Here is a 21,792-nt window from a genome sequence, read left to right as displayed (position 1 = left end):
ATCGACCACCCTGGGTGGCTTAAACCTGAATCGCTTCCGGATCGGTCTTTTCCAGCTCGACCGAAGCGGCCAGCAAGCCAAGCCGCGCCACCACGCCATACATATAGAAGCGGTTCGGCGGCGCCGCGCCGGGCTTGGCGTGTGCATCCGGCAGCGCCGTGTGTTCGAAGCCGAGCGGCACGAAGTGCATGCCGGGCGCATTCAGATTCTGATCGCGCTCGCGGCTGCCGTGCACGCGGTAAAAGCCGCCCACGACGTAACGGTCGATCATGTACACGACCGGTTCCGCGACTTCGTCGCCGAGCCGTTCGAAGGTGTACACGCCTTCCTGCACGATCACGTCGTGCACTTCGAGGCCGTCTTTGGTCGCCGCCATCTTGGCGCGTTCGCGCTTGGTGAGCGCGGCGACTTCAGAAGCGTCGTGCACCGTCATCACGCCCATGCCGTAAGTGCCGGCGTCCGACTTGATCACGACATACGGTTTCTCGGCGATGCCGTACTCGCGATACTTCTTGGCGATCTTCTTCAGCACGCCGTCGATCGCATCCGCCAGCGCTTCTTCGCCGGTGCGCTCCTGGAAGTCGACGCCTTCCACATGCGCGAAGTACGGATTGATCATCCACGGATCGATCTCGACCATCTTCGCGAACTTCTTCGCGACGTCGTCATAGCAGGAGAAATGCGTCGATTTACGACGCACGGCCCAGCCGGCATGCAACGGCGGCAGCAGATACTGCTCGTGCAGATTTTCCAGAATCGGAGGAATGCCGCCCGACAGATCATTGTTCAGCAGAATCGAACACGGATCGAAATTCTTCAGCCCCAGGCGCCGCGGCGTGCGTTCGAGCGGTTCGAGCACGAGCTTCTGGCCGTCGGACAGCGCGATCGTGACCGGCCCGTTGATGCTTTCGTCGAGCGTGCCGAAGCGCACGTTCAAACCGGCCTGACGCATGATCGCCGCCAGCCGGGCGACGTTCTCGAGATAAAACGCGTTGCGGGTATGGCGCTCGGGAATCACCAGCAGGTTCTTCGCGTCCGGGCAGATCTTTTCGATCGACGCCATCGCGGCCTGCACGGCGAGCGGCAACACTTCCTGCGGCAGATTGTTGAATGCGCCGGGGAACAGATTGGTGTCGACCGGCGCGAGCTTGAAGCCCGCGTTACGCAGGTCGACCGAACAGTAGAACGGCGGCGTGTGCTCCTGCCATTCGAGCCGGAACCAGCGTTCGATGGCGGGCGTGGCGTCGAGGATCTTCCGCTCGAGGTCGAGCAGCGGGCCGTTTAACGCCGTAACTAGGTGCGGAACCATTGATCACTCGCAGACTGGAGAAAAAAGATTGTATTGCAAATGCTTTGTCCATTTGGGGACGGTTTCTCCATTCGCAAGCGGACGCGAATGCATTCTCGCTATCGTGATGATAGGCGGGGAAAACTACTGTTTACAAGATAAGCGCCAAGAAAAAAGCCCGCCGTGAAAGGCGGGCCAAAATCGCTGCGCTTGTTGCTTTCGGGTCAGCGCCGCCAGGCGGCGCCGACTGCCGGAGTTTATTCGACGTGTTCGCCGTGCAGGCTCACGTCCAGACCTTCGCGTTCCTGTTCTTCCGTCACGCGGATGCCCATCACCATATCGATCACCTTCAGCAGGATGTAGCTCACCACGCCGCTGTAGACCAGCGTCGTCAGCACGCCCTTGGCTTGCAGAACAACGCTGCCGTCCGCGCCGCCGATGTCCTTGACCGCGAACACACCGGTCAGCAGCGCACCCACGATACCGCCGATGCAGTGCACGCCGAACGCGTCGAGCGAGTCGTCGTAACCGAGCTTGTGCTTGAGCCACGTGGCCGACCAGAAGCAGATCACGCCTGCCGCAATGCCGATCACCAGCGAGCCCGTCATACCGACGAAGCCCGAAGCCGGCGTAATGGCCACCAGACCTGCCACGGCGCCCGACACGATACCGAGTACCGACGGCTTACCCTTGGTCGCCCATTCGGCGAACATCCATGCGAGTGCTGCTGCAGCCGTTGCCACTTGCGTTGCGAACATCGCGAAACCGGCACGGCCGTCAGCCGCCACGGCCGAACCCGCGTTGAAGCCGAACCAGCCCACCCACAGCATCGCGCCACCAATCAGCGTGAGCGTCAGGTTGTGCGGCGCCATCGCTTCCTTGCCGTAACCGACACGCTTGCCGAGCACCAGCGCGCAGACCAGCGCCGCGATACCGGCGTTGATGTGCACCACCGTGCCGCCCGCGAAGTCGAGGATGCCGGCGCTAGCCAGCCAGCCGGTCGGTTCCCAGACCATGTGCGCGATCGGCGAGTAGACGATGATCGACCACAGCGTCATGAACACGAGCATCGCCGAGAACTTCATACGGTCGGCAAACGCGCCCGTGATCAGTGCCGGGGTGATGATCGCGAACGTCATCTGATAGACGACGTAGACCGTTTCGGGAATCGTCGGGGCCAGGTGGCTGACGGTCAGCGTCGTGGCCTTGTCGCCCTTGATGTAGTTCATGCCCGCCATGAAGAAGCGCGAGAAACCGCCGATGAACGAGTTGCCCGGCGTGAAGGCGAGGCTGTAGCCCACCACCACCCAGATGATCGACACGAGGCAGGTGATCGCGAAGCTTTGCATCAGGATCGCGAGCACGCTTTTCTTGCGGACCATGCCGCCGTAGAACAGCGCCAGACCCGGGATCGTCATGAACAGCACGAGCGCGGTGGAGGTCAGCATCCAGGCGGTGTCGCCCGAATTGATCTTCGACGAGTCGACCGAGAACGGCGCGGTCGGGGCAGCCGGCGCAGCGTCCGATGCTGCTGGTGCGGCGGCAGCGGCGCTGGCAGCCGGCGCGGCGGACGCGTCAGCGGCCGGTGCCGAAGCCGCGGCGGCGGCAGGCGCCGCCGAAGCGTCCGGCGCCGGCGCACTCGCCGTCGTATCGGAAGCAGCGGCCGAAGCGGCTGCGGGGGCGGAAGCGTCGTCCGCGAGGGCGGCGCCGATACCGCCCGCGAGCAGCGAACCGGCCATCAGCAAGGACATCAATAGTTTGCGCATCTTCGTTTCCTCTTGTCGCTTATCTGTGTCGCTATCTTTTGTTGTTACAGAGCGTCCGCGCCGGTCTCCCCGGTGCGAATCCGGATGACCTGTTCGATCGGCGTGACGAAGATCTTGCCGTCGCCGATTTTGCCGGTGCGCGCAGCACGTTCGAGCGCCTCGATCGCCTGGTCGACGATGTCGTCCGAGACAGCGGCCTCGATCTTCACCTTCGGCAGGAAATCGACCACGTATTCGGCGCCGCGATACAGCTCCGTGTGGCCCTTCTGGCGGCCGAAGCCTTTGACTTCCGTCACCGTGATGCCCGAGACGCCGATGGCCGACAAGGCTTCGCGCGCCTCATCGAGCTTGAACGGCTTGATGATTGCGGTAATGAGTTTCATGAAATCCCTCGCTAAGTTGCGTAACCCGTTGCGTAACCCGTTTGCGTACTCGTAACCCGTTCGCGTGGTCTCGTTTCGCTGCCGGTAAAAAGCTCCCGACAGTGCGCGCGGGGCAGTAACAGCAACTCGCATGCCATGTTGTGTCAGACTGCGCACCGGGCACGCCGGCAAAGGGGCGCAAGCGGCCCTGGCCGGATGGCCAACGTTGGCCGGGCGCGCTGGCGCGGCGTTTGGATCGTTGCTAGAGTGTTCGAAGGTTCTGAACGCACGGGCGCGCACCAAAGGGGCTCATGCGGCAACGGCACGCAACGGGCAATGCACCAAGACCGCCCATTCGCCGTAACAAAGCACAGACGTAACGAAACATGCACATTTTTTGTGCACCAAGGGGAACACGATGAAACAACCGAACGACGTTTTTAACGACTTCCAGGCACGCATGAGCGAGCTGTTCAAGAACTCGCCGGCCAAAGATGTCGAACGCAACGTCAAAGCCATGCTGTCGCAGGGTTTTTCGAAGCTTGACCTGGTCACGCGTGAAGAATTCGATACGCAGACTCAGGTGCTGGTGCGCACCCGCGCGCGCCTTGAAGAACTGGAGCGCCGCGTCGCCGAACTCGAACAGAAGCTGCCGGTCGCGACCCAGACGCCGTAACGCCCTACTGCGCAGCGTCAGCGCTGCCGCAGTGCTGCCCACTTCACAGGCAAGCGAGCCGTGACGTCATCAGCGTTTTAGGGGACTTGCGCGCGCCCCGGCGCGCCGTCCGACGGGAGAAAACATGTCGCTTGCCGTGGTGCGCAGTCGCGCGCCGGCCTCTGGCCGCGCGCCTGAAGTAACCGTCGAGGTCCACCTCGCGAACGGATTACCCTCTTTTTCGATCGTCGGCCTGCCTGATCTGGAAGTACGCGAAAGCCGCGAGCGCGTGCGCGCAGCGCTGCAGAACTGCAACTTCGACTTCCCCGTACGACGTATCACCGTCAATCTGGCGCCCGCCGATTTGCCGAAGGAATCCGGCCGTTTCGATCTGCCGATCGCGCTGGGCATTCTCGCGGCGAGCGGGCAGATTCCCCCCGAATCGTTGTTGCATCGCGAGTTTGCCGGCGAGTTGTCGCTGACCGGTGCGCTGCGGCCCATGCGCGGCGCGTTTGCGATGGCGTGCGGGACGGCGCGCAGTGCGGGTACTTTGAATGGCGGCGTGGCGGGGACTGTCGACTCGACGGTGTCGGCCGCGCTAAGCGCGGGCGCGGCCCATCCCACGCCGCAGCTCTACCTGCCCGCCGCGAGCGCAGCGGAAGCGGCGCTCGTACCCGGCGTCGATGTCTACGGCGCCGCCGACCTGCCCTCGCTCTGCGCCCACCTCGCGGGCGAACCGGACTCGCGGCTCGTGCCGGTTGCGGCTCCCAACCTCACCGATATCGCACCTGCCGCACTACCTCTAGACATGGCGGACGTCATCGGCCAGCGCGGCGCGCGTCGTGCACTCGAAGTCGCCGCGGCCGGCGGACACCACGTGTTGCTGATCGGACCGCCCGGCGCGGGCAAGTCCATGCTCGCCGCGCGCTTGCCGAGCCTGCTGCCGCCCATGACCGACGACGAAGCGCTCAGCTCAGCCGCCCTGCTGTCCGCAAGCCGCACGGGCTTCGTGCCGTCGCAGTGGCGGCAGCGGCCGTTTCGCGCGCCGCATCATTCGTCGAGCGCGGCGGCGCTGGTCGGCGGACGCAATCCGCCGCAACCCGGCGAGATCACCTTGGCGCACCTCGGCGTGCTGTTCCTCGACGAACTGCCTGAATTCGACCGCCATGTCCTTGAGACGCTGCGCGAGCCGCTCGAAGCCGGCCGCATCACTATTTCGCGCGCCGCCTTGCAGGCGGATTTTCCGGCGGCCTGCCAGTTGATCGCCGCGATGAACCCGTGTCCGTGCGGCTGGCGCGGCGACCCGGGCGGACGTTGCCGCTGCACGCCGGAGATCGCGGCGCGCTATCTGCGCAAGCTGTCCGGGCCGCTGCTCGACAGAATCGATATCCAGATCGAGATTCCGGCGCTCACGTCGGCGGAACTGTCGGGTCGTTCGAGCGCAATCGGGGAAGCCAGCGCAGGCATCGCCCAGCGGGTGGCGGCGGCTCGCGAACGGCAGTTGCAACGGCAAGGCAAAACCAACCGCGAACTCTCAGGACGGGAAGTGGACGAAGTCTGTCGCCCGGACGCGGCGGGCGAAGCCCTGCTGCGCGAAGCCGGCGAGCGCTTCGGCTGGTCGGCGCGCGCTTATTACCGGGTTTTGAAGGTCGCGCGAACCATTGCGGACCTCGCCGGCGCGGCCATGCCGAGCGTCGCGCAAGTCGGCGAGGCGATTCAGTACCGCCGCGCTTTCGGATCGCTATGAGGCGAAAAATATGCTGTCAAGACTTGACTTATGCACATACGGGCGTTCCAAACAGATTTGGATACAACTGAAAGGTCCAGCGACGCGCGCACGAGAAAAGCATTGATTTTATTGAGTTTTTTTAATCATGAAGCACGAGCCGAATCTGACAGAGTGCCCACCAGATGGGCATCCGCGACAATTTTCGCCGAGTTCTCAACAGAGTTATCCACAGGACCTGCAGGTAATGGAAAAACTTCAACGTAAACCGGGAATTAGCGCGCGATGCTACGAATGAACTTTCACTGTGTCCAACGATCTGGCGTGCGCCGAATCGGCCAAAAATACCTCTTTTAATACAGCTGGAACGACGAAAAAAATTGGTCGACCTGTTCCTGCTGCAGTGGTTTGGACGCGATGATGGCCGCCTGGTAGACGTGGCGACCGTGCGCCACCAACCGCGCGTAGACGGTGCGCGTTTCGTGCTGCGAGCCCGCTTCACCGCTCAGCTTCATTTCCAGACCCAGCACCTGGCCGCCCGCGGCGAGCGGAATCTGGACCGCCCGCGCGTCCGGCGCGGCGCCCACGTTACGGGCGAGCCCCGTGCGCAGAAAGTCCAGCGCGGCGCGCTGGGTCGCTTCGTTGTCGTTCGGCAGCATAACCGTGCCGACGGCGAACACCGCGTCGCCGGCTTCGGCGGTTTGCATCGCCATCTGCATCGAGACGCCGCCGATCTGCACCGCCCGCTGATCGTTGCCCGGCTTGGCCGGCAGATCGACGGTGTAGCCGTTGTCGTTATTCATGATGGTGCGCCAGTCGAAAGTCGGCGAGCAGGCGCTCAGCGCGGCGCTCAGCGCGGCGCCCAGCGCCAGCAAGCACGCGGCGGTGCCGAAGAGCGTCCATGCGCGCGGCGCACGCCGGGCAGCGGCCGCGCCGGCAGTTGGGAGACTGCCGCGCGAACCCGCCGCGAACCGGCTGAAAAAGGAAGGACGACGCGGAATTCGAGCGAAGAAGAAACCGGCGCGATGCAAAACGTCAAAAGCAGTTCGGAACATGGGGACGGAAGATCGGACTGACGAGAACGTAAAACCCTATTATCCGCTGCCGGCCGGCGTCCTGCCCCGCCACCCGAATGGCGCTACAATAGCGGCACTAAACAGTCCCGGGCCCCAAGGCCCAAACCGGCGCACTGTCCCGCGCGTTCTGCGCGACTCTCGAGGTTCCGTTCATGAGCTCCACTCCGTCTACCGCCGCCAAGCGCGCGAATCCGCTTCGCTACGTGATCATTGCCGTTGTCGCGGTGGCGATCGCCGTCGCGGGTTATTTCGCGTTTGCCGGTCAGCAACGCGTGCCGGATGCCACCTTCACGCTGTTGTCGGGCCAGAAAGTATCGACCGCCGACCTGAAGGGCAAGGTCTACCTGGTCAACTTCTGGGCGACCAGTTGCGACACCTGCATGAAGGAAATGCCGCAGATGGTCCAGACCTATAACCGCTTCAAGGGCAAGGGTCTCGAATTCGTCGCCGTCGCCATGAACTACGACGCGCCGATGTACGTAGCCAACTACTCGCAAACCCGCCAGTTGCCGTTCAAGGTCGCGATGGACGACGGTTCGGTCGCCAAGCAGTTCGGCAACGTGCAACTCACGCCGACCACTTTCCTCGTCGACAAAGACGGCAAGATTCTGAAGCGCTACGTCGGCGAGCCGCAGTTCGCGGAACTCGACAAGCTGCTGGAAAAGGCACTGAACGCGGCTTAAGTTTTACCCCGCCCCGCAGATCGAACCCGATTCAAACACGCCGGCCTCGTACTTCGAGGCCGGCGTTTTCATTTCTAGCGTTCCCCTTCGCCTTTGGCCGCCAGGCCATATCGCTTGATCTTCTCGTATAGCGTTGCCTTGCCTAGCTGCAGTCTGTCGGCCGCGACCGCCACGACGCCGCCAGTTTGTTCCAACGCTTCCGCAATCACCGCTCGCTCGAATTGCTCGACGCGTTCCTTCAACGGTTGCGCGGTCGCGCTGTCGTCGGTGAACGACATCACCGGATCGTCGGCGACACCGAGCACGAAGCGGTCGGCGGCATTGCGCAGTTCCCGCACGTTGCCCGGCCAGTCGCGCTGCATCAGGCTGGCGCGCTGCCGGTCGGTGAGGATCGGCGCGGGCCGCTGATAACGCACTGCCGCGTCCAGCAGAAAATGCTCGAACAACGGCACGATGTCCTCGCGCCGCTCGCCCAACGGCGGCAGCGCGATCGTCACCACGTTCAACCGGTACAGCAGATCGCGCCGGAACGAACCGTCCGCGACATGTTCGGCCATGTCGCCCTTAGCGGCGGCGACGACCCGGCAATTCACGCGGATCGGCTGATTCGAGCCGAGCCGTTCCAGCACGCCGTCCTGCAACACGCGCAGCAGCTTGACCTGCAACGCGAGCGGCATGCTTTCGATTTCGTCGAGAAACAGCGTGCCGCCCGACGCGTGTTCGAGCTTGCCGATCCGGCGTTTCGCCGCGCCGGTGAAAGCGCCCGGCTCGTAGCCGAACATTTCCGACTCGAACATCGGCTCCGGCAACGCGCCGCAGTTCACCGCGATAAACGGCCGGTCACGTCGCTGCGACAACTCGTGCAGACTGCGCGCGATCAACTCCTTGCCCGCGCCGGTGTCGCCGTTGATCAGCACGGACGCGTCGGTCGGCGCGACATTGGCGATCAGCCGACGCACCTGTTCGATTGCCGGACTGCGGCCGATGATTCGCGGTGCCACCGAATTCTGTTCCGCCAACTCACGACGCAGCGCGATGTTCTCGAGCACCAGCTTGCGGCGCTCCAACGCGCGCCGCACGGTTTCGATCAGGCGCTCCGACGCGAACGGTTTTTCGATGAAGTCGTAGGCGCCGTCGCGCATGGCCTGCACGGCCATCGAGATATCGCCGTGGCCGGTGACCAGAATCACCGGCACGTCGGGCGCGCGCTCGTGCCATTGCGCGAGCAGATCGAGACCGCTCGCGCCGGGCAAGCGGATGTCGCTGACCACCACGCCGGAGAAATCCGCGCGGATCATCTTCGCCGCGGATTCCGCCGACGCATGGCCGATCACCTCGAAGCCCGCCAGTTGCAAACTCTGCACGCTCGCGCGCCGCACCAGTTCGTCGTCTTCGATATACAGCACTTGCAGGCCGTGGTTCAGCATGGCGTTTTCCGTCTGATTCATGAACCCGTGGTCAACGGGTCCGGGGGGTGACTCGTCTGCACGCGCGCGCGGCGCAGCGTCAGGACGAAGAGTGCGCCGCCGTCGGCCGCGTTGCGTGCCACCAGCGTGCCGCCGCAATCGCGGGCAATCGACGACGAGATCGCCAGTCCGAGGCCCAGTCCCTGGCCCATTTCCTTGGTCGTGAAGAACGGCTCGAACAGACGCGGCAGGACGTCGTCGGGAACGCCGGGGCCGTTGTCGCTGACCGCGAACGAGAGGTTGCTAGCCGACACGTCGATCTCGATCGTGATGCGCGGCGGCTTCAGGCCGGCGGTGGCGTCGAGCGCGTTGCCGAGCAGGTTGATCAACACCTGTTCGAGCCGCAGGTCGTCGCAATGCGCGATCAGGTCGGGATGGTCGTCGGCGAGACTGAGCGGCGTACGCGTGGCGCTGCCGGCGTCCGCGTCGACTAGCACGTACTCGACTTCCACGCCTTGCAAGCGCTTTTGCAGCAGCGCGACGACGTTGCGCAACGCCCGCACGATCGGCGCGCGTGCACTGCGTGGCCGCGCGCGTCCGACGAACAGCTTCAACTGATTGGTGATCTTGCCCATGCGCTCGGTGAGCGCGGCGATCGCTTCGAGGTTCTCACGCGCCGACGCCTGGTCGCCGCGCTCAAGCAGCACGAGCGTGTTGTCCGAGAAACCGCGCAACGCAGCGAGCGGCTGATTCAATTCATGCGTGATACCCGCCGCCATCTGACCGAGCGCGGCGAGCTTGCTCGCCTGGATCAGCTCGTCGTGCGCGGCGCGCAACTCCTGTTCGGCGCGCGTGCGTTCAGCCACTTCCTTGTGCAATTGCTCGTTCGCTTCGGAGAGGTCGGCCGTGCGTTCGGCGACGCGCCGGTTCAATTCCGCGTACGCCTTTTGCAGCATCGCGCGGCTGCGCATCACCTCGCGCACGCGAGCACGGCGCATGCGCCAGTAGAACGCGAACAATACGAGCGACACGTAGCCGAAAGCCGTGACGATGGTTGCATTGCGCGCGTCCGCATCGACCGGATCGACGGGCGACATCGTGAGCAGATGCCAGTCCGGTTCGCCCATGCCGCGCCGCGACGCAAGGTAGCGCGGCGCATAGCGGCCGCCGCCAATGCGCACGATCTGCGCATTGCCCTCCAGCGTGCGCTCGATCGTGACGGGCAGCGGCGCGATGGGCTGTTGCGCGTATTGACGCGCCTGGTAGATCGAATCGGCGACCTGGCCGGACAGCGGCCGGATCGTGTGATATTTCCACGCGGGCATCGACGAGAGAAAGATCACGCCGTGGTCGTCGGCAACGACGAGCGGCTCGGACGCATCCGCACCCTGGAACCATTCGAGATCGAGTTTAACGACCGCCACACCGACGATCTTCCCGTCGCGTCGCACCGGCTGCGAGATGTAATAGCCGGGCGCCTGCGAGATCGTGCCGATGCCGAAGAAGCGACCCACGCCGCCCTTCACCGCGTCGAGGAAATACGGCCGGAATTGATAACCCGCGCCGATAAAGCTTTGCGGTCCGTGCCAGTTGCTCGCGGCCACGCAATAGCCGTCGAGCGGAATGATGTAGGTGACCGTAGCGCGCGCGTGGCGGTTGAGGTCTTCCAGATAGAGATTGGCGCGCTGCACGTTGGCCGGCGTCGGATCGACCAGCACGTCCTGCACGATGGGATGTTCAGCCAGCAGATAAGGCAACGATTCGTAGCGCTCGAGCGTGCTCTTCAGCGCGTTGGCGGTGCGATCCACGCGCACCGCGGCGTTGCGCCGCAAATTGTCGATGCCGCGTTGCCACGCAATGCTGTACGTGAGCCCGCACGCCGCCACGAGCCCGACGACGAGCGCGAAGAGGATCAGCAGGCGGCGCGTCACGTTGGCAATATCCGATCGGTGGGGATCGTTTATTGTGGCATAAGGCGAAGCGCCGCCGGCGCGAGTTTGGTCGGCCGGCGGCGCGGGGGTTGGGCGCACGGCCACCCGTTTCATATGCGGGCGGCCGTGGAGGTCGAGGTTGAAGTAAAAACCGCGCTGAGCGTCGAAACCGGAGCTGAAGCCCGGCTTAAACGCCGGCCGGCTCTTTGAGCGCCACCTCGCCGCGCAGCGCGGCATTCAGCTTGTCGCGGTCCAGTTCCTTTTCCCATGCCGACACCACCACCGTCGCCACACCATTGCCGACGATGTTGGTCAGCGCACGGCACTCGCTCATGAAGCGGTCGATGCCGAGAATCAGCACCATGCCTGACAGCGGAATGGTCGGCACCACGGCCAGCGTCGCGGCCAGCGTGATGAAGCCCGCGCCCGTCACGCCGCTGGCGCCCTTCGAGGTCAGCATCGTCACCGCCAGCAGCGTGAGTTGCTGCGTCCACGTGAGGTCGATGTTGGTCGCCTGGGCGATGAACAGCACGGCCATCGTCATGTAGATGTTGGTGCCGTCGAGATTGAACGAGTAACCGGTCGGCACCACGAGGCCCACCACCGAGCGCGAGCAGCCGAGCTTTTCGAGCTTCAGCATCAGTTGCGGCAGCGCGGCTTCCGACGAGCTCGTGCCCAGCACGATCAGCATCTCTTCCTTGATGTACGCGACGAAGCGCAGGATATTAAAGCCCACCGCGCGCGCGATGATGCCGAGCACGACCACCACGAACACGATCGACGTCAGATAGAACGTGCCGATCAGCTTGAGCATAGGCAGCAGAGAGCCGATGCCGTACTTGCCGATCGTGAAGGCCATCGCGCCGAACGCGCCGATCGGCGCCAGCTTCGTGATGATGCGCACTACGCCGAACAGCACATGCGAAAGACCGTCGATGAAATTCGTCACGACCTTGCCCTTCTCGCCGGCCGTCGCGAGCACCGCGCCGAACAGCAGCGCGATCAGCAGGATCTGCAGGATTTCGCCTTGCGCGAAAGCCGACGTGAGCGTGTCCGGAATGATGTGCATCAGGAAGTCCACGGTCGTCTGGCCGTGTGCCTTCGCGGCGTACGACGCGACGGCTTTGCCGTCGAGCGTGGCCGGGTCGATGTTGAAGCCGACGCCCGGCTTGAGCACGTGCGTCGCGATCAGGCCGAGCACGAGCGCGAAGCTCGAGACGATTTCAAAGTACAGCAGCGCCTTGCCGCCCACGCGTCCGACCTTCTTCATATCTTCCATGCCGGCGATACCCGTCACCACCGTACAGAAGATGATCGGCCCGATCACCATCTTGATCAGCTTGATGAAACCGTCGCCGAGCGGCTTCATGTCGACGGCGAGATTCGGGTAGTAGTGTCCGAGCGCGATGCCGATGATGATCGCCACGATCACCTGGACGTACAGCACTTTATGGATAGGTTTTTTCACGATGTTTCCTGCGATATGGATGAGCTCATGGCCTGCCACGCCGCGCATCATGCGAACGAATGCGAAAACTCGTCACGCCTGAGCACGGCATTAGGCCGCGACAAGACGACGAATTCAGAAATACCGGGAAGGGAAATCAGACATCGTTGTCTCCTTGCTTTAGTTGTCGGACCGTTGCGGCCGCGTGTTCTAAATTGCAAGGTCGATGCCAGCTTGATGCCGGACTCGGCGCGTTGATTTTTATGGTTTTTTTGAGACGCGACGCGATATGCCGTCCGGGATTCCGGAAATCCGGACGAAGGGTGTCGGGGAATCCAGAATGCATCGAGACGCGAGCCTCGGGAAAACCCCGAGGCTTTTTGGCGGCGCGCTTTTGCCTTACTCAGCGGAAGACGCGCCGCCTGAACCAGCGACGTTTAAACCGCGCCTTCTTCCAGCACAAGCAGATTCTCGTGCGAGAAACCCAGCGACACCGGCTGGCCCCGCTCAGGCAGACCGCGATTCGGGTCGTTGAACACATCGAGCGAAATCACTGCGTCTTTCACGCGCGTTCTGATACGCACCACGGCGCCGAGGAAATTCACTTCTTCGACGGTCGCGTTCAGCGTGTTGCGGCCCGGCGCGGCCGGCTCCAGCACGATCGCTTCAGGCCGCAGTGCGAGCAGGCGTTGCTTGCCGGCGTCGTCCGACGGCAGTGCCTGGGTGGTCGTCAACTCCTGACCATCCACCGCCATCCGGCCGGTAGCCGGATCGACCACGTGCCCCGCCAGAATATTCAGCGTGCCCACAAACGACGCCACGAAGCGCGTACGCGGATAGTTGTAGATCTCGGACGGCGTGCCGATCTGCTCCACACGCCCTTCGTTCATCACGACGATGCGGTCGGAAATGGACAGCGCCTCTTCCTGATCGTGCGTGACGAAAATCGACGTGATGCCCAGCTCGCGCTGCAACGCGCGAATGTCCTGGCGCAGCGAAATACGGATCTTCGCGTCGAGCGCGGAGAGCGGCTCGTCGAGCAACAGCACTTGCGGCTTGCCGGCCAACGCCCGCGCCAACGCGACACGCTGCTGCTGACCGCCCGACAGTTGCCACGGATAACGCTCGCCGAGATGCGGCAGCTTGATCAGTTGCAGCATCTCGTCGACGCGCTGCTTGATCTCCGCCTGCGGCCGATGATTAATCTTCAGCCCAAAGCCGATGTTGTCCGCCACCGTCATGTTCGGAAACAGCGCGTACGACTGGAACACCATGCCGACCTTGCGTTGCCGCGTGCGCAGATGCGTGACGTCTTTGTTGTCGAGCCGGATGATGCCGCGCGTCGGCGTTTCGAAGCCGGCGATCATGCGCAGCACGGTCGTTTTGCCGCAACCCGATGGCCCGAGGAAAGTAATGAACTCGCCGCGCTCGATCTTCATGTCGAAGTGATGCAACGCCGTGTTCGCCCCGAAGGACTTGTGCAGATTTTCGATCTCAAGGAATGCCATGATTCGCTGCCTCAGTGCGTCAAACTTATTAACGTCAACCTAACGTCAAACCGACGTCAAACTTTCTGGCCGCTCAACGCGCGGGCCGAACCGAATACCTGAATCAATCCCATCGACGCCCACGTGATCACGAATGCAATGATCGCGAGCGCCGAGGGCTCGTACGCGCGATTCGCGCCGATCAGTTGCAGATACGGACCGAATGCGGGCCGGTCGAGCAGGCTCGCGAAGGTGAACTCGCCGATCACCACGGCAAAGGTGAGAAACGCGCCGGACAGAATGCCCGAGCGGATATTCGGAAAGATCACCTTGAACAGAATGGTGGGCCAGCTCGCGCCGAGGCACTCAGCCGCTTCAGTGAGCGAGCGCACGTCGACGGCGCGCAGACCAGCGTCGACCGAGCGGTACATGTACGGCAGCGACAGCGTCACGTAGCCGCACACCAGCAGCAGATCCGTCGCGCGCTCGTTGCCGGTGAGCGGCAGAATCGAACTGCTGTTGTAGATGCGCAGATAGCCGAACACGATCACGATGGCCGGCACCACCAGCGGCAACAGCGTGATGAACTCGACGAGCGGACGCAGCTTCGGCAGCCGCAATTGCACCCAGTAAGCGGTTGGCACCACCAGCAGCACGCCGACGACGATCGTCAGTAACGCCATCAAAATCGAATAGCCGAACGAGGCCTGAAAGCGCGGATCGCTCAGCACGACGTGATACGCCTCGAAGCTGTACACGCCGCGCTTCATCCGCATGCTGAACTCGAAGGTCGCGATCAGCGGAATCAGAAAATACAGCGAGCCGACGATCATCGCCGTCCACGCCCCTACGCGCGATTGGCTTTTCATCGACGTCCCCTTTCAGCGCGCGAGCGCAGCCAGATGTAGCCGCCGTTCGACAGCCCGGTCACGAGCACCATGCCGAGCGCGAGTGCGTAGCCGAGGTTCTGGTTGTGCATCACGTCGCCGCGAATCTGCGCATACAGCAGGATCGTGACGATGTTCAGCGAGCTGCCCGTCAATGCATAAGCCGTGGCGACCGCGCCGAACGAATTGGCGAACAGCAGCAGCGCCGCGCCGAGCACGCTCGGCCACAGCACCGGCAGCGCGACGTAGCGCCAGTATTGATACGAGGTGCCGCCCAGGCAGTCGCAGGCTTCGCGCCATTCGCGCTTCAGGCCGTCGAGCGCGGGCGTGACGATCAGCACCATCAAGGGAATCTGGAAATACAGATAGGTCAGCGTCAGGCCGGAAAAGCTCAGAATGCTGAAGCCCGTGGAGTAAAGGTTGAAGCCGAGATACTTTTTCAGCAGCACGGTGACGAGGCCGACGCGCCCCAATGTGCAGATGAAAGCAAACGCGAGCGGCACGCCGGCAAAGTTCGACGCCACGCCGGAAAACGTCATCAGCGTAGGGCGAATCCAGCCGGGGAGTTTGCCCTGCACCGCGGCCCACGCGAGCAGTGAGCCGATCACGGCGCCGCCGAGCGACGACGCGGCGCTCACCTTGAAGCTGATCCAGTACGCGTCCAGCACGGTGGGCTGCAGCAGATCGCGGAAATTGCCGAGCGTGAAATGACCTTGCGCGTCCTGGAATGCGCCGATCATCAGAAAGCCGGTCGGCAAGATCAGGAACAACAGCGCGAAGGTAAAGAACGGCACCACGCCGATCCAGGCAAGAAACTGCGACGCGCGGCCCGGACCGTCGACGCGAGGCGTTGGCGTGGGCACAGGCGGAACCAGCGGAACCAGCAATTCCGGCTGCACCGCTCCAGCATCCGATGAAGCGCTCATAGCTCACCCTTGAGACTGTCTGGCAAAACGCCAGGCGTGCCGCTCAACTCGAGCAGCACGCCGACGGCAATACTTCGGATTACGGTTCGCCGCCACGGCGCGGAGCGTGCCCCGCCGCCGCGGCGACCCGCGTCGCTTACTTGACGTTCGCGCCGACCGCCTGGTCCCACTGCTTCGTGATGGTGTCTTTATAGGCGTCCTGTTGGGACAGCGTCGGGAACACCACGTTCTTGTACGACGACGGCGGCGGCAGCTTGTCGAGCAGCGCTTGCGGCACCTTCTTGCCGGCCACCAGTTCGTTGTAGCGCATCGGGTGGCAGTAGCCCGTCAGCCAGCCGATCTGGCCTTCGTCCGAGTACAGGTATTCCATCCACAGCTTGGCGGCGTTCGGATGCGGCGCGTAAGCGCTGATCGCCTGAACGTACACACCGGCGACGACGCCCGTCTTCGGAATCACCACCTGGACCTTCGGGTTGCCCTTCAGCGTGTCGCGGTCGGCCAGCGCGTTGTAGTCCCAACGCACGACGATCGGCGTGGTGCCTTGCGCGAGCGAAGCGGCCTTGCCGATCACCGGCACGAAGTTGCCGTTCTTGTTCAGATCGGCGAAGTACTTCAGACCTGCTGCGCCGGCCTTGCTCGCGTCGCCTTTGCTTTGCGACAGACCGGCCGCGAACACGGCCTGGATAGCCTGGTTGGCGGTACGCGGATCGCCTGCGAGCGACACGGCGTTCTTGTAATCGGGCTTGAGCAGATCGCTCCAGTCGGTCGGCGCCTTGTCGATCATGTCGGCGTTCACTTCGAACGACAGCACGCCGTAATAGTCGCCGTACCAGTAGCCGTCAGCGTCTTTCGAGTCTTTCGGAATCGAGTTCCACGTCGCGACCTTGTACGGTTGCAGCAGGCCTTCGGCCTTCGCGGTCGGACCGAACGACAGACCCACGTCGATCACGTCCGGCGCTTGCGGGCCCTTGTTGCCCTTGTTCGCCTTGATCGCTTCGACTTCGTCGCCCGAACCCGCATCCGGATTCAGTTCGTTGATCTTGATGCCGTACTTCTTCTGAAAGCCGGCCACCAGTTGGCCGTAGTTGCACCAGTCGTGCGGCAACGCGATCACGGTGAGCTGGCCTTCCTGCCTGGCAGCGGCGATCAGTGTGTCGAGCGGCGCGGCGTAAGCCATGCTGCTGGCGCCGGCGGCGACGCCCGCCGCTGCCGACATGGAAAGTAAACGGACTAACGCGGTGCGGTTCATGGTCTTCCTCATCCTCTGCCGAAATTGCTACGTTTGGAAAATTTCTAGTTCGAGCTTCAGGGTGTGCGCCGATGCGCAGCAACGCGCGCGCCCTCCGACCTGTTCAGGCCGGCGTGGAGAACATGTCGTGATGCAGTGTATCGATGCGATCTGTACAAATCATGTCGACGCCCCATTGCGCGAGCAGTTGCGCACGCACCGGGTCGTTCACCGTGTAGGCCAGTACGCGCAGCCCGGCCGCGCGAATCTCGGCGACCAGCGGCTCGCTCAGATAGCGGTGGCTCGCATGCAGCGACACGCAGTCGAGTTCACGCACGATCCGCAACCAGTCCGCCGGCACTTCTTCGAACAGCATGCCGCGCTGTAGCGCAGGCGCCGCGTCGCGCGCCGCCGCCAACGCCTCGAACGAAAACGACGACAGCAACGGCGGCGTTTGGCCTTGCCACAAAGTCGATGCGCCGCTTGCCACCAGCGCGCCGGTGATTGCGTCGCGCCCCGGACACGGTTTGATTTCGATGTTCGCGGCGATGCCCTCACGCGCGCAGCGCTCGGCCGCCTCGGCGAGCGTGGGCAGATGGTTGCCTGCGAATTGCGCGCTGTCGCCGTACCAGGCGCCAGCATCCAGCGTGTTCAGTTGTGCCCACGTGTGATCGGCGGCGGCGCCGTGACCGTTCGTGGTGCGCTCGAGCGTGTCGTCGTGCAGCAGAAAGAGCTGATTGTCGGCGGAAAGCTTGGCGTCGAATTCGACCATGCGGTAGCCGTAACGCACGCAGGCGTCGAACCCGGCCAGGGTGTTTTCCGGCGCCAACGTGCCGCCGCAGCGATGCGCGACCAGCCGCGGATACGGCCAGTCTGCGCTCAAGGTGCGGCTCATCTCATGAATCCCGTTTGCCACGTCTCGTTACCTTCCCGATAGAGCGGGTTAAATATGCTCTCGACGCGTTACCGGCCGTGACGGCCACGACGGCATAGGCATGCTTCCGGCTGTCTTCACACGCGAGCTCCGCGCGTAGTATCGCGCCAAGCCAGGCGGCGCGATAGCTGGCCGAACGGCCTATGCAAGATCCCCGCGAATCGTATGAAGCGTTGCCGTATCATTGTCAGGATCACGAATCGTGCTGCATCCAGCCACGCCAGACACCGCCGGCAATTCGCTCAGCCAGCCGACCCCAAGCTTCATTATGGCGACGGCTTGGGTCAATCAGATTGCCAAAAAACGCCGCAAAATGCTCGAAATCGGACATTTCAATTCCTTTTCGAACATTTGATGTTCGAAACAGCCGTAACGCTTCGATTTGCGAAGGCTAAGGTGAAATACACAAACTTGCAAGCTGCCAAAAAAATACAACACAATCCAACTAAAGTACTACGCTTGACATAGTTTGGACACACATTCGTGTCCACGATATCGTTCTTAAAACCAGGCTGCGTGAACGCGCGTGGGCATTCAAGGAAAAATGCATGTGGCAGGAAGACCGTCATCAGAGAATTCGCGCGCTGCTGTCCACGCTGCAGCGCGTGTCGACCGAACGGATCATGGCGGACCTGGGTGTATCGCGCGAAACAGTGCGGCGCGATCTGCTCGACCTCGAAGCACTCGGTGAACTGCGGCGCGTGCATGGCGGCGCGATCAAACCCGCTGACGAAGCGCCCATCGCCGAACGCGCGCACATGCGCGTCAAATCCAAAACAGCCATCGCGAAAGCCGCAACCAGTTTGATCGCGAGCGGCCAGACGCTCTTCATCGACGCCGGCACCACGACTGCGGCGCTCGCCGAAGAACTGGCGAAGCTGGCGAACCTGACCATCGTCACCAACTCGATCGACGTCGCGCTGAAAATGCGCGGCGGCGTCGAGCAAACCGACGCCGCTAACGAAGTGATTCTGCTCGGCGGCTCGATCAGTGACCGGGCAATGGCAACCACCGGCGCCACCACCGTGCTCGATATTCAGCGCTATCGCGCGGACCTGGCGCTGCTCTCGCCGGTCGGCGTCGATCACCGGCACGGCGCGACCAATTACGATCACGCCGAAACCGAAGTGGCGCGCGCGATGGTCGCCAACGCGGACCGCGTGGTGATCCTCGCCGACTACAGCAAGATCGGTCAGCGCAGCCGCATTTCATACTGCCCAGTGGAGCGGATCGATGTGCTCGTCACCAATAAAAAGGCGGCCGAAGCCGCCGATTTTGCCGCGCTGAAAAAGAAGCTGGAAGAGATTGTTCTGGCTTAGGTTTCGCGCTTCACCTCGTCAAAGGTGGGCGCTATTCCTTCACATGCATCGTATCGAGCGCGCGCTTGCGCAAGCGCGTGTCGTGCAGCGCGCCGGCCGCGTCGAGTACCGGATAGGCAGTCGAACAGAACAGCGAGTTGAGCCGCTTCATGTCGCTGATCAGATCCAGATGCAGCGCGCTGGTTTCGATGCTGCGCAGCGTTTGCCCGGCCAGCCGGTCCAGATGCTTGTACGAATACGCGCGCTCCAGATCGCGAAAGCGCTCTTTCTCCGCGAGCAGACGCTCGGCGCATCGCAGGTCGTTATTCAGAAACACTGACAAACCCAGTTGCAGGTTGCTGACGAGCCGCGCCTGCAGGTCGTCCAGCTCACCGAGTCCCTCTTCCGAAAACGACAGACGGTGCGCGATCTTCTTTTCCTCGATATCCCTGACGATTCGCTCGATGATGTCGCCCGCATGCTCCAGATTGATCGTCAATGAAATGATGTCGGTCCAGCGGCGGCTGTCCGCTTCGTCGAGCTGCTCGCGTGAGATCAGCGTCAGATACGTTTTGACCGCTGCGTAGAGTTCGTCGACGTCGTCGTCCATGCGGACCGTTTCGCGAGCTTTATCCAGACTGTTGTGATGAATCAGGTCCGCGACGTTGTCGAGCATGGTGCGCACGATGTCGCCGATCCGCAGCACCTCGCGCGCGGCATGGGCGAGCGCGAGCGTGGGGGTGGACAGCGCCGTGGCGTCCAGATGCAACGGCCGCAACTCGCCGTTCGGCAGCGGCCGGTCCGGCAGCACGCGCACGCAGATACGCGCGACCGGATCGATCAGCGACAGACACGCGCAACACCGCAGCGTGTTGTAGATCAGATGAAAACCCACCGTCGCTTCGCGCGGATTCGCGATCAAGACCGGCAAGCCGCGCGCCAGCAACGGCGCGAACGGCAGGATCAGCAGCGCGCCGGCCAGCTTGAACGCGAAGCTGCCCAACGCGAGCCGCCGCGCCGCCGCGTTCTGCGCGACGGTGCCGAGCAGCGCCAGCAAGCCGCTGCCGAGGTTCGCGCCGATCACCAGGCAAAGCGCAACCTTCAGCGAAATCACACCGGACGACGCCAGCGTCGCGGTCAACAACACCGCCGCGAGACTTGAGTACGACAGCATCGCGAATGCGGCGCCGACCAGCGCGTCGAGCATGGTGTCGCCGGTCAAGGCGCCGAACATTACGCGCACGCCGGCGCCTTGCATCATCGGCTGGGCGGCTTCGACGATCAGGTGCAGCGCGAGCAGGATCAGCCCGAGCCCGATCAGCGTGCGGCCGGCCTGGCCGATTCGGTTCTGCTTGCGCGACAGGAATAGCGGCACGCCGAGCAGAATCAGAATCGGCGAGAGCCACGACAGATCCAGCGTGAGGATTCGCGCCATTAATGCGGTGCCGACGTCGGCGCCGAGCATGATCGCGAGACCGCTGGTGAGCGGCAACAGTCCCTGCGCCGCGAACGACGTGACGATCACCGCGGTGGCATTGCTGCTCTGCACGAGACTCGTGACGCCGACGCCCGCGAGGAACGCCCGCCAGCGGCTGGCGGTGCTGCGGCCGAGCACGCTGCGCAGATCGGCGCCGAGGACCCGCAGGATGCCGGTACGAACAATGTGCGAGCCCCACACGAGGAGCGCCACGCCGGCCAGAAGGTTAAGGAGAATCAACATAAGGTGCTGCCCGTTTCTGCTGCCATGACCCGAACCGCATGCCGCGCTGACGCGTTATGCGAAGCGTATGTGACAGTAGTGTTGCACATTTTTGCCTTATTGTAATTTTGTGCTTTTGACTATAGGCTCGTGGCAAACTGTGGATTGCTGTGTGCCGGCTGATGCGCCTCAGCCACACGGCTGATTCGACCCATTAAATAGAAAAGGACTCTGGATGAGCCGCAATCTTGCGCTGTTTGACCTGGACCACACGCTGCTGCCGCTCGATAGCGATCAGGCGTGGGCCCACTTCATTGCTGGCTTGGGAATAGAAGGCGCGGCGCGGCACGCCGAAGAAATCGATGGTTACTACCGGCAGTACGTGGCCGGCACGCTCGATATGGCGGCCTACCTGAACTACACGCTGGCGCCGCTGGCCCGTCACTCGCGTGAGCAGCTCGATGCATGGCATGCGCAGTTCATGCGCGACGTGATCACGCCGGCCATCTTGCCGGCCGCACGCGAACTCGTGCAGCGTCATATCGAGGCGGGCGACCTGTGCTGCATCGTCACCGCCACCAATGTGTTCATCACGACACCGATCGGCAAGGCGCTCGGCTTCGATCATCTGCTGGGAATCGATCTGGGCACTGAGGGCGACGATCCCGCGGCGCGCTTCACCGGTAAGGCGGTCGGCGTGCCGACCTTCCGTGAAGGCAAGATCACGCGTACCGAGCATTGGCTGGCGTCGCTCGGGTACCGTCTGCAGGACTTTCCGCAAAGCTGGTTCTATAGCGATTCGATCAACGACGTGCCGCTGCTGGAGCGCGTCACCGATCCCGTCGCGACGAACCCCGATCCGCGTTTGCGCAGTATCGCTAATGATCGTGGCTGGCGGGTGATCGAGTTGTTTGCTTGAGAGGTGTCGGCGCTGGGTGGTTTGTGGTGGTGTGACTAGTTGCTGCATGAGTTTGCAGCGGCATCACTAGCCGC

General features: G+C 63.1%; 19 protein-coding genes. 5 read left to right on the top strand and 14 right to left on the bottom strand.

Going from position 1 to position 21,792, the window contains the following annotated elements; genetic code table 11:
* Positions 1 to 19: 19 nt before the first annotated feature.
* The 3 genes from gshA to HWY05_RS18350 form a co-directional block, all read right to left on the bottom strand.
* A complete protein-coding gene (gshA, locus tag HWY05_RS18360) occupies positions 20 to 1,309 on the bottom strand; it encodes a glutamate--cysteine ligase (protein ID WP_035553704.1) in 1,290 nt (429 codons plus the stop codon).
* Between the two features lie 236 nt (positions 1,310 to 1,545).
* A complete protein-coding gene (locus HWY05_RS18355) occupies positions 1,546 to 3,054 on the bottom strand; it encodes an ammonium transporter (RefSeq protein WP_035553706.1) in 1,509 nt (502 codons plus the stop codon).
* 44 nt (positions 3,055 to 3,098) lie between these two features.
* A complete protein-coding gene (locus HWY05_RS18350; protein WP_006048089.1) occupies positions 3,099 to 3,437 on the bottom strand; it encodes a P-II family nitrogen regulator in 339 nt (112 codons plus the stop codon).
* A gap of 397 nt (positions 3,438 to 3,834) precedes the next feature.
* Between HWY05_RS18350 and HWY05_RS18345 the strand changes: the two genes are divergently transcribed.
* Complete coding sequence (locus HWY05_RS18345; RefSeq protein ID WP_035553708.1) at positions 3,835 to 4,092, top strand: accessory factor UbiK family protein; 258 nt, start codon at positions 3,835 to 3,837, stop codon at positions 4,090 to 4,092.
* 124 nt (positions 4,093 to 4,216) lie between these two features.
* Positions 4,217 to 5,818 carry a YifB family Mg chelatase-like AAA ATPase gene (locus HWY05_RS18340; RefSeq protein WP_176059143.1) on the top strand — a complete coding sequence of 534 codons (1,602 nt, stop codon included), beginning with the start codon at positions 4,217 to 4,219 and terminating at the stop codon, positions 5,816 to 5,818.
* 332 nt (positions 5,819 to 6,150) lie between these two features.
* On the opposite strand, the gene HWY05_RS18335 is transcribed toward HWY05_RS18340, so the two are convergent.
* Positions 6,151 to 6,852, bottom strand: coding sequence for a hypothetical protein (locus tag HWY05_RS18335; protein WP_244146639.1), 702 nt, complete (start codon positions 6,850 to 6,852; stop codon positions 6,151 to 6,153).
* A 173-nt stretch (positions 6,853 to 7,025) separates the two neighbouring features.
* Here HWY05_RS18335 and HWY05_RS18330 point away from each other — a divergent pair, with 173 nt between their 5' ends.
* Positions 7,026 to 7,556 (top strand): TlpA disulfide reductase family protein, encoded by a 531-nt coding sequence (locus tag HWY05_RS18330; protein ID WP_035553716.1) that lies wholly within the window; start codon positions 7,026 to 7,028, stop codon positions 7,554 to 7,556.
* Positions 7,557 to 7,630: 74 nt separating this feature from the next.
* Here the strand turns inward: HWY05_RS18330 and HWY05_RS18325 are convergent, their stop codons facing one another.
* From HWY05_RS18325 to HWY05_RS18285, 9 genes are all read right to left on the bottom strand, one after another.
* The gene (locus HWY05_RS18325; protein ID WP_176059212.1) at positions 7,631 to 8,983 is read right to left on the bottom strand and encodes a sigma-54 dependent transcriptional regulator; all 1,353 of its coding nucleotides are present in this window, start codon (positions 8,981 to 8,983) and stop codon (positions 7,631 to 7,633) included.
* Positions 8,984 to 9,000: 17 nt separating this feature from the next.
* Positions 9,001 to 11,007: an ATP-binding protein gene (locus tag HWY05_RS18320; RefSeq protein WP_176059142.1), complete on the bottom strand. Its 2,007-nt coding sequence runs from the start codon at positions 11,005 to 11,007 to the stop codon at positions 9,001 to 9,003.
* A gap of 73 nt (positions 11,008 to 11,080) precedes the next feature.
* Positions 11,081 to 12,361: a dicarboxylate/amino acid:cation symporter gene (locus tag HWY05_RS18315; protein WP_176059141.1), complete on the bottom strand. Its 1,281-nt coding sequence runs from the start codon at positions 12,359 to 12,361 to the stop codon at positions 11,081 to 11,083.
* A 416-nt stretch (positions 12,362 to 12,777) separates the two neighbouring features.
* On the bottom strand, positions 12,778 to 13,848 hold the full coding sequence (locus HWY05_RS18310; RefSeq protein ID WP_035553718.1) for an ABC transporter ATP-binding protein: 1,071 nt from the start codon (positions 13,846 to 13,848) through the stop codon (positions 12,778 to 12,780).
* Between the two features lie 56 nt (positions 13,849 to 13,904).
* Entirely contained in the window at positions 13,905 to 14,696 is a 792-nt protein-coding gene (locus HWY05_RS18305; protein WP_035553722.1) for an ABC transporter permease, read from the bottom strand.
* Positions 14,693 to 15,640 carry an ABC transporter permease subunit gene (locus tag HWY05_RS18300; RefSeq protein ID WP_035553723.1) on the bottom strand — a complete coding sequence of 316 codons (948 nt, stop codon included), beginning with the start codon at positions 15,638 to 15,640 and terminating at the stop codon, positions 14,693 to 14,695. The genes HWY05_RS18305 and HWY05_RS18300 overlap by 4 nt, the downstream gene beginning before the upstream one ends.
* A 136-nt stretch (positions 15,641 to 15,776) precedes the next feature.
* Positions 15,777 to 16,889 (bottom strand): ABC transporter substrate-binding protein, encoded by a 1,113-nt coding sequence (locus HWY05_RS18295; protein WP_035553726.1) that lies wholly within the window; start codon positions 16,887 to 16,889, stop codon positions 15,777 to 15,779.
* Between the two features lie 103 nt (positions 16,890 to 16,992).
* Positions 16,993 to 17,763, bottom strand: a complete 771-nt coding sequence (ugpQ, locus tag HWY05_RS18290; protein WP_176059140.1) for a glycerophosphodiester phosphodiesterase — start codon at positions 17,761 to 17,763, stop codon at positions 16,993 to 16,995.
* Positions 17,764 to 17,995: 232 nt separating this feature from the next.
* On the bottom strand, positions 17,996 to 18,133 hold the full coding sequence (locus HWY05_RS18285; RefSeq protein ID WP_156126668.1) for a hypothetical protein: 138 nt from the start codon (positions 18,131 to 18,133) through the stop codon (positions 17,996 to 17,998).
* 217 nt (positions 18,134 to 18,350) lie between these two features.
* Here HWY05_RS18285 and HWY05_RS18280 point away from each other — a divergent pair, with 217 nt between their 5' ends.
* Complete coding sequence (locus HWY05_RS18280; protein WP_176059139.1) at positions 18,351 to 19,121, top strand: DeoR/GlpR family DNA-binding transcription regulator; 771 nt, start codon at positions 18,351 to 18,353, stop codon at positions 19,119 to 19,121.
* A 31-nt stretch (positions 19,122 to 19,152) separates the two neighbouring features.
* On the opposite strand, the gene HWY05_RS18275 is transcribed toward HWY05_RS18280, so the two are convergent.
* A complete protein-coding gene (locus tag HWY05_RS18275; protein ID WP_176059138.1) occupies positions 19,153 to 20,820 on the bottom strand; it encodes a Na/Pi cotransporter family protein in 1,668 nt (555 codons plus the stop codon).
* A gap of 214 nt (positions 20,821 to 21,034) precedes the next feature.
* Here HWY05_RS18275 and HWY05_RS18270 point away from each other — a divergent pair, with 214 nt between their 5' ends.
* Entirely contained in the window at positions 21,035 to 21,718 is a 684-nt protein-coding gene (locus HWY05_RS18270) for an HAD family hydrolase (protein WP_176059137.1), read from the top strand.
* The last annotated feature ends 74 nt before the right edge of the window (positions 21,719 to 21,792 follow it).

It is taken from the genome of Paraburkholderia sp. BCC1876, from assembly GCF_902833695.1.
Taxonomy (GTDB): Bacteria; Pseudomonadota; Gammaproteobacteria; order Burkholderiales; family Burkholderiaceae; genus Paraburkholderia.
Note: the sequence above shows the minus strand (reverse complement) of the source record. Positions and strands in the feature narration are given on the sequence as shown.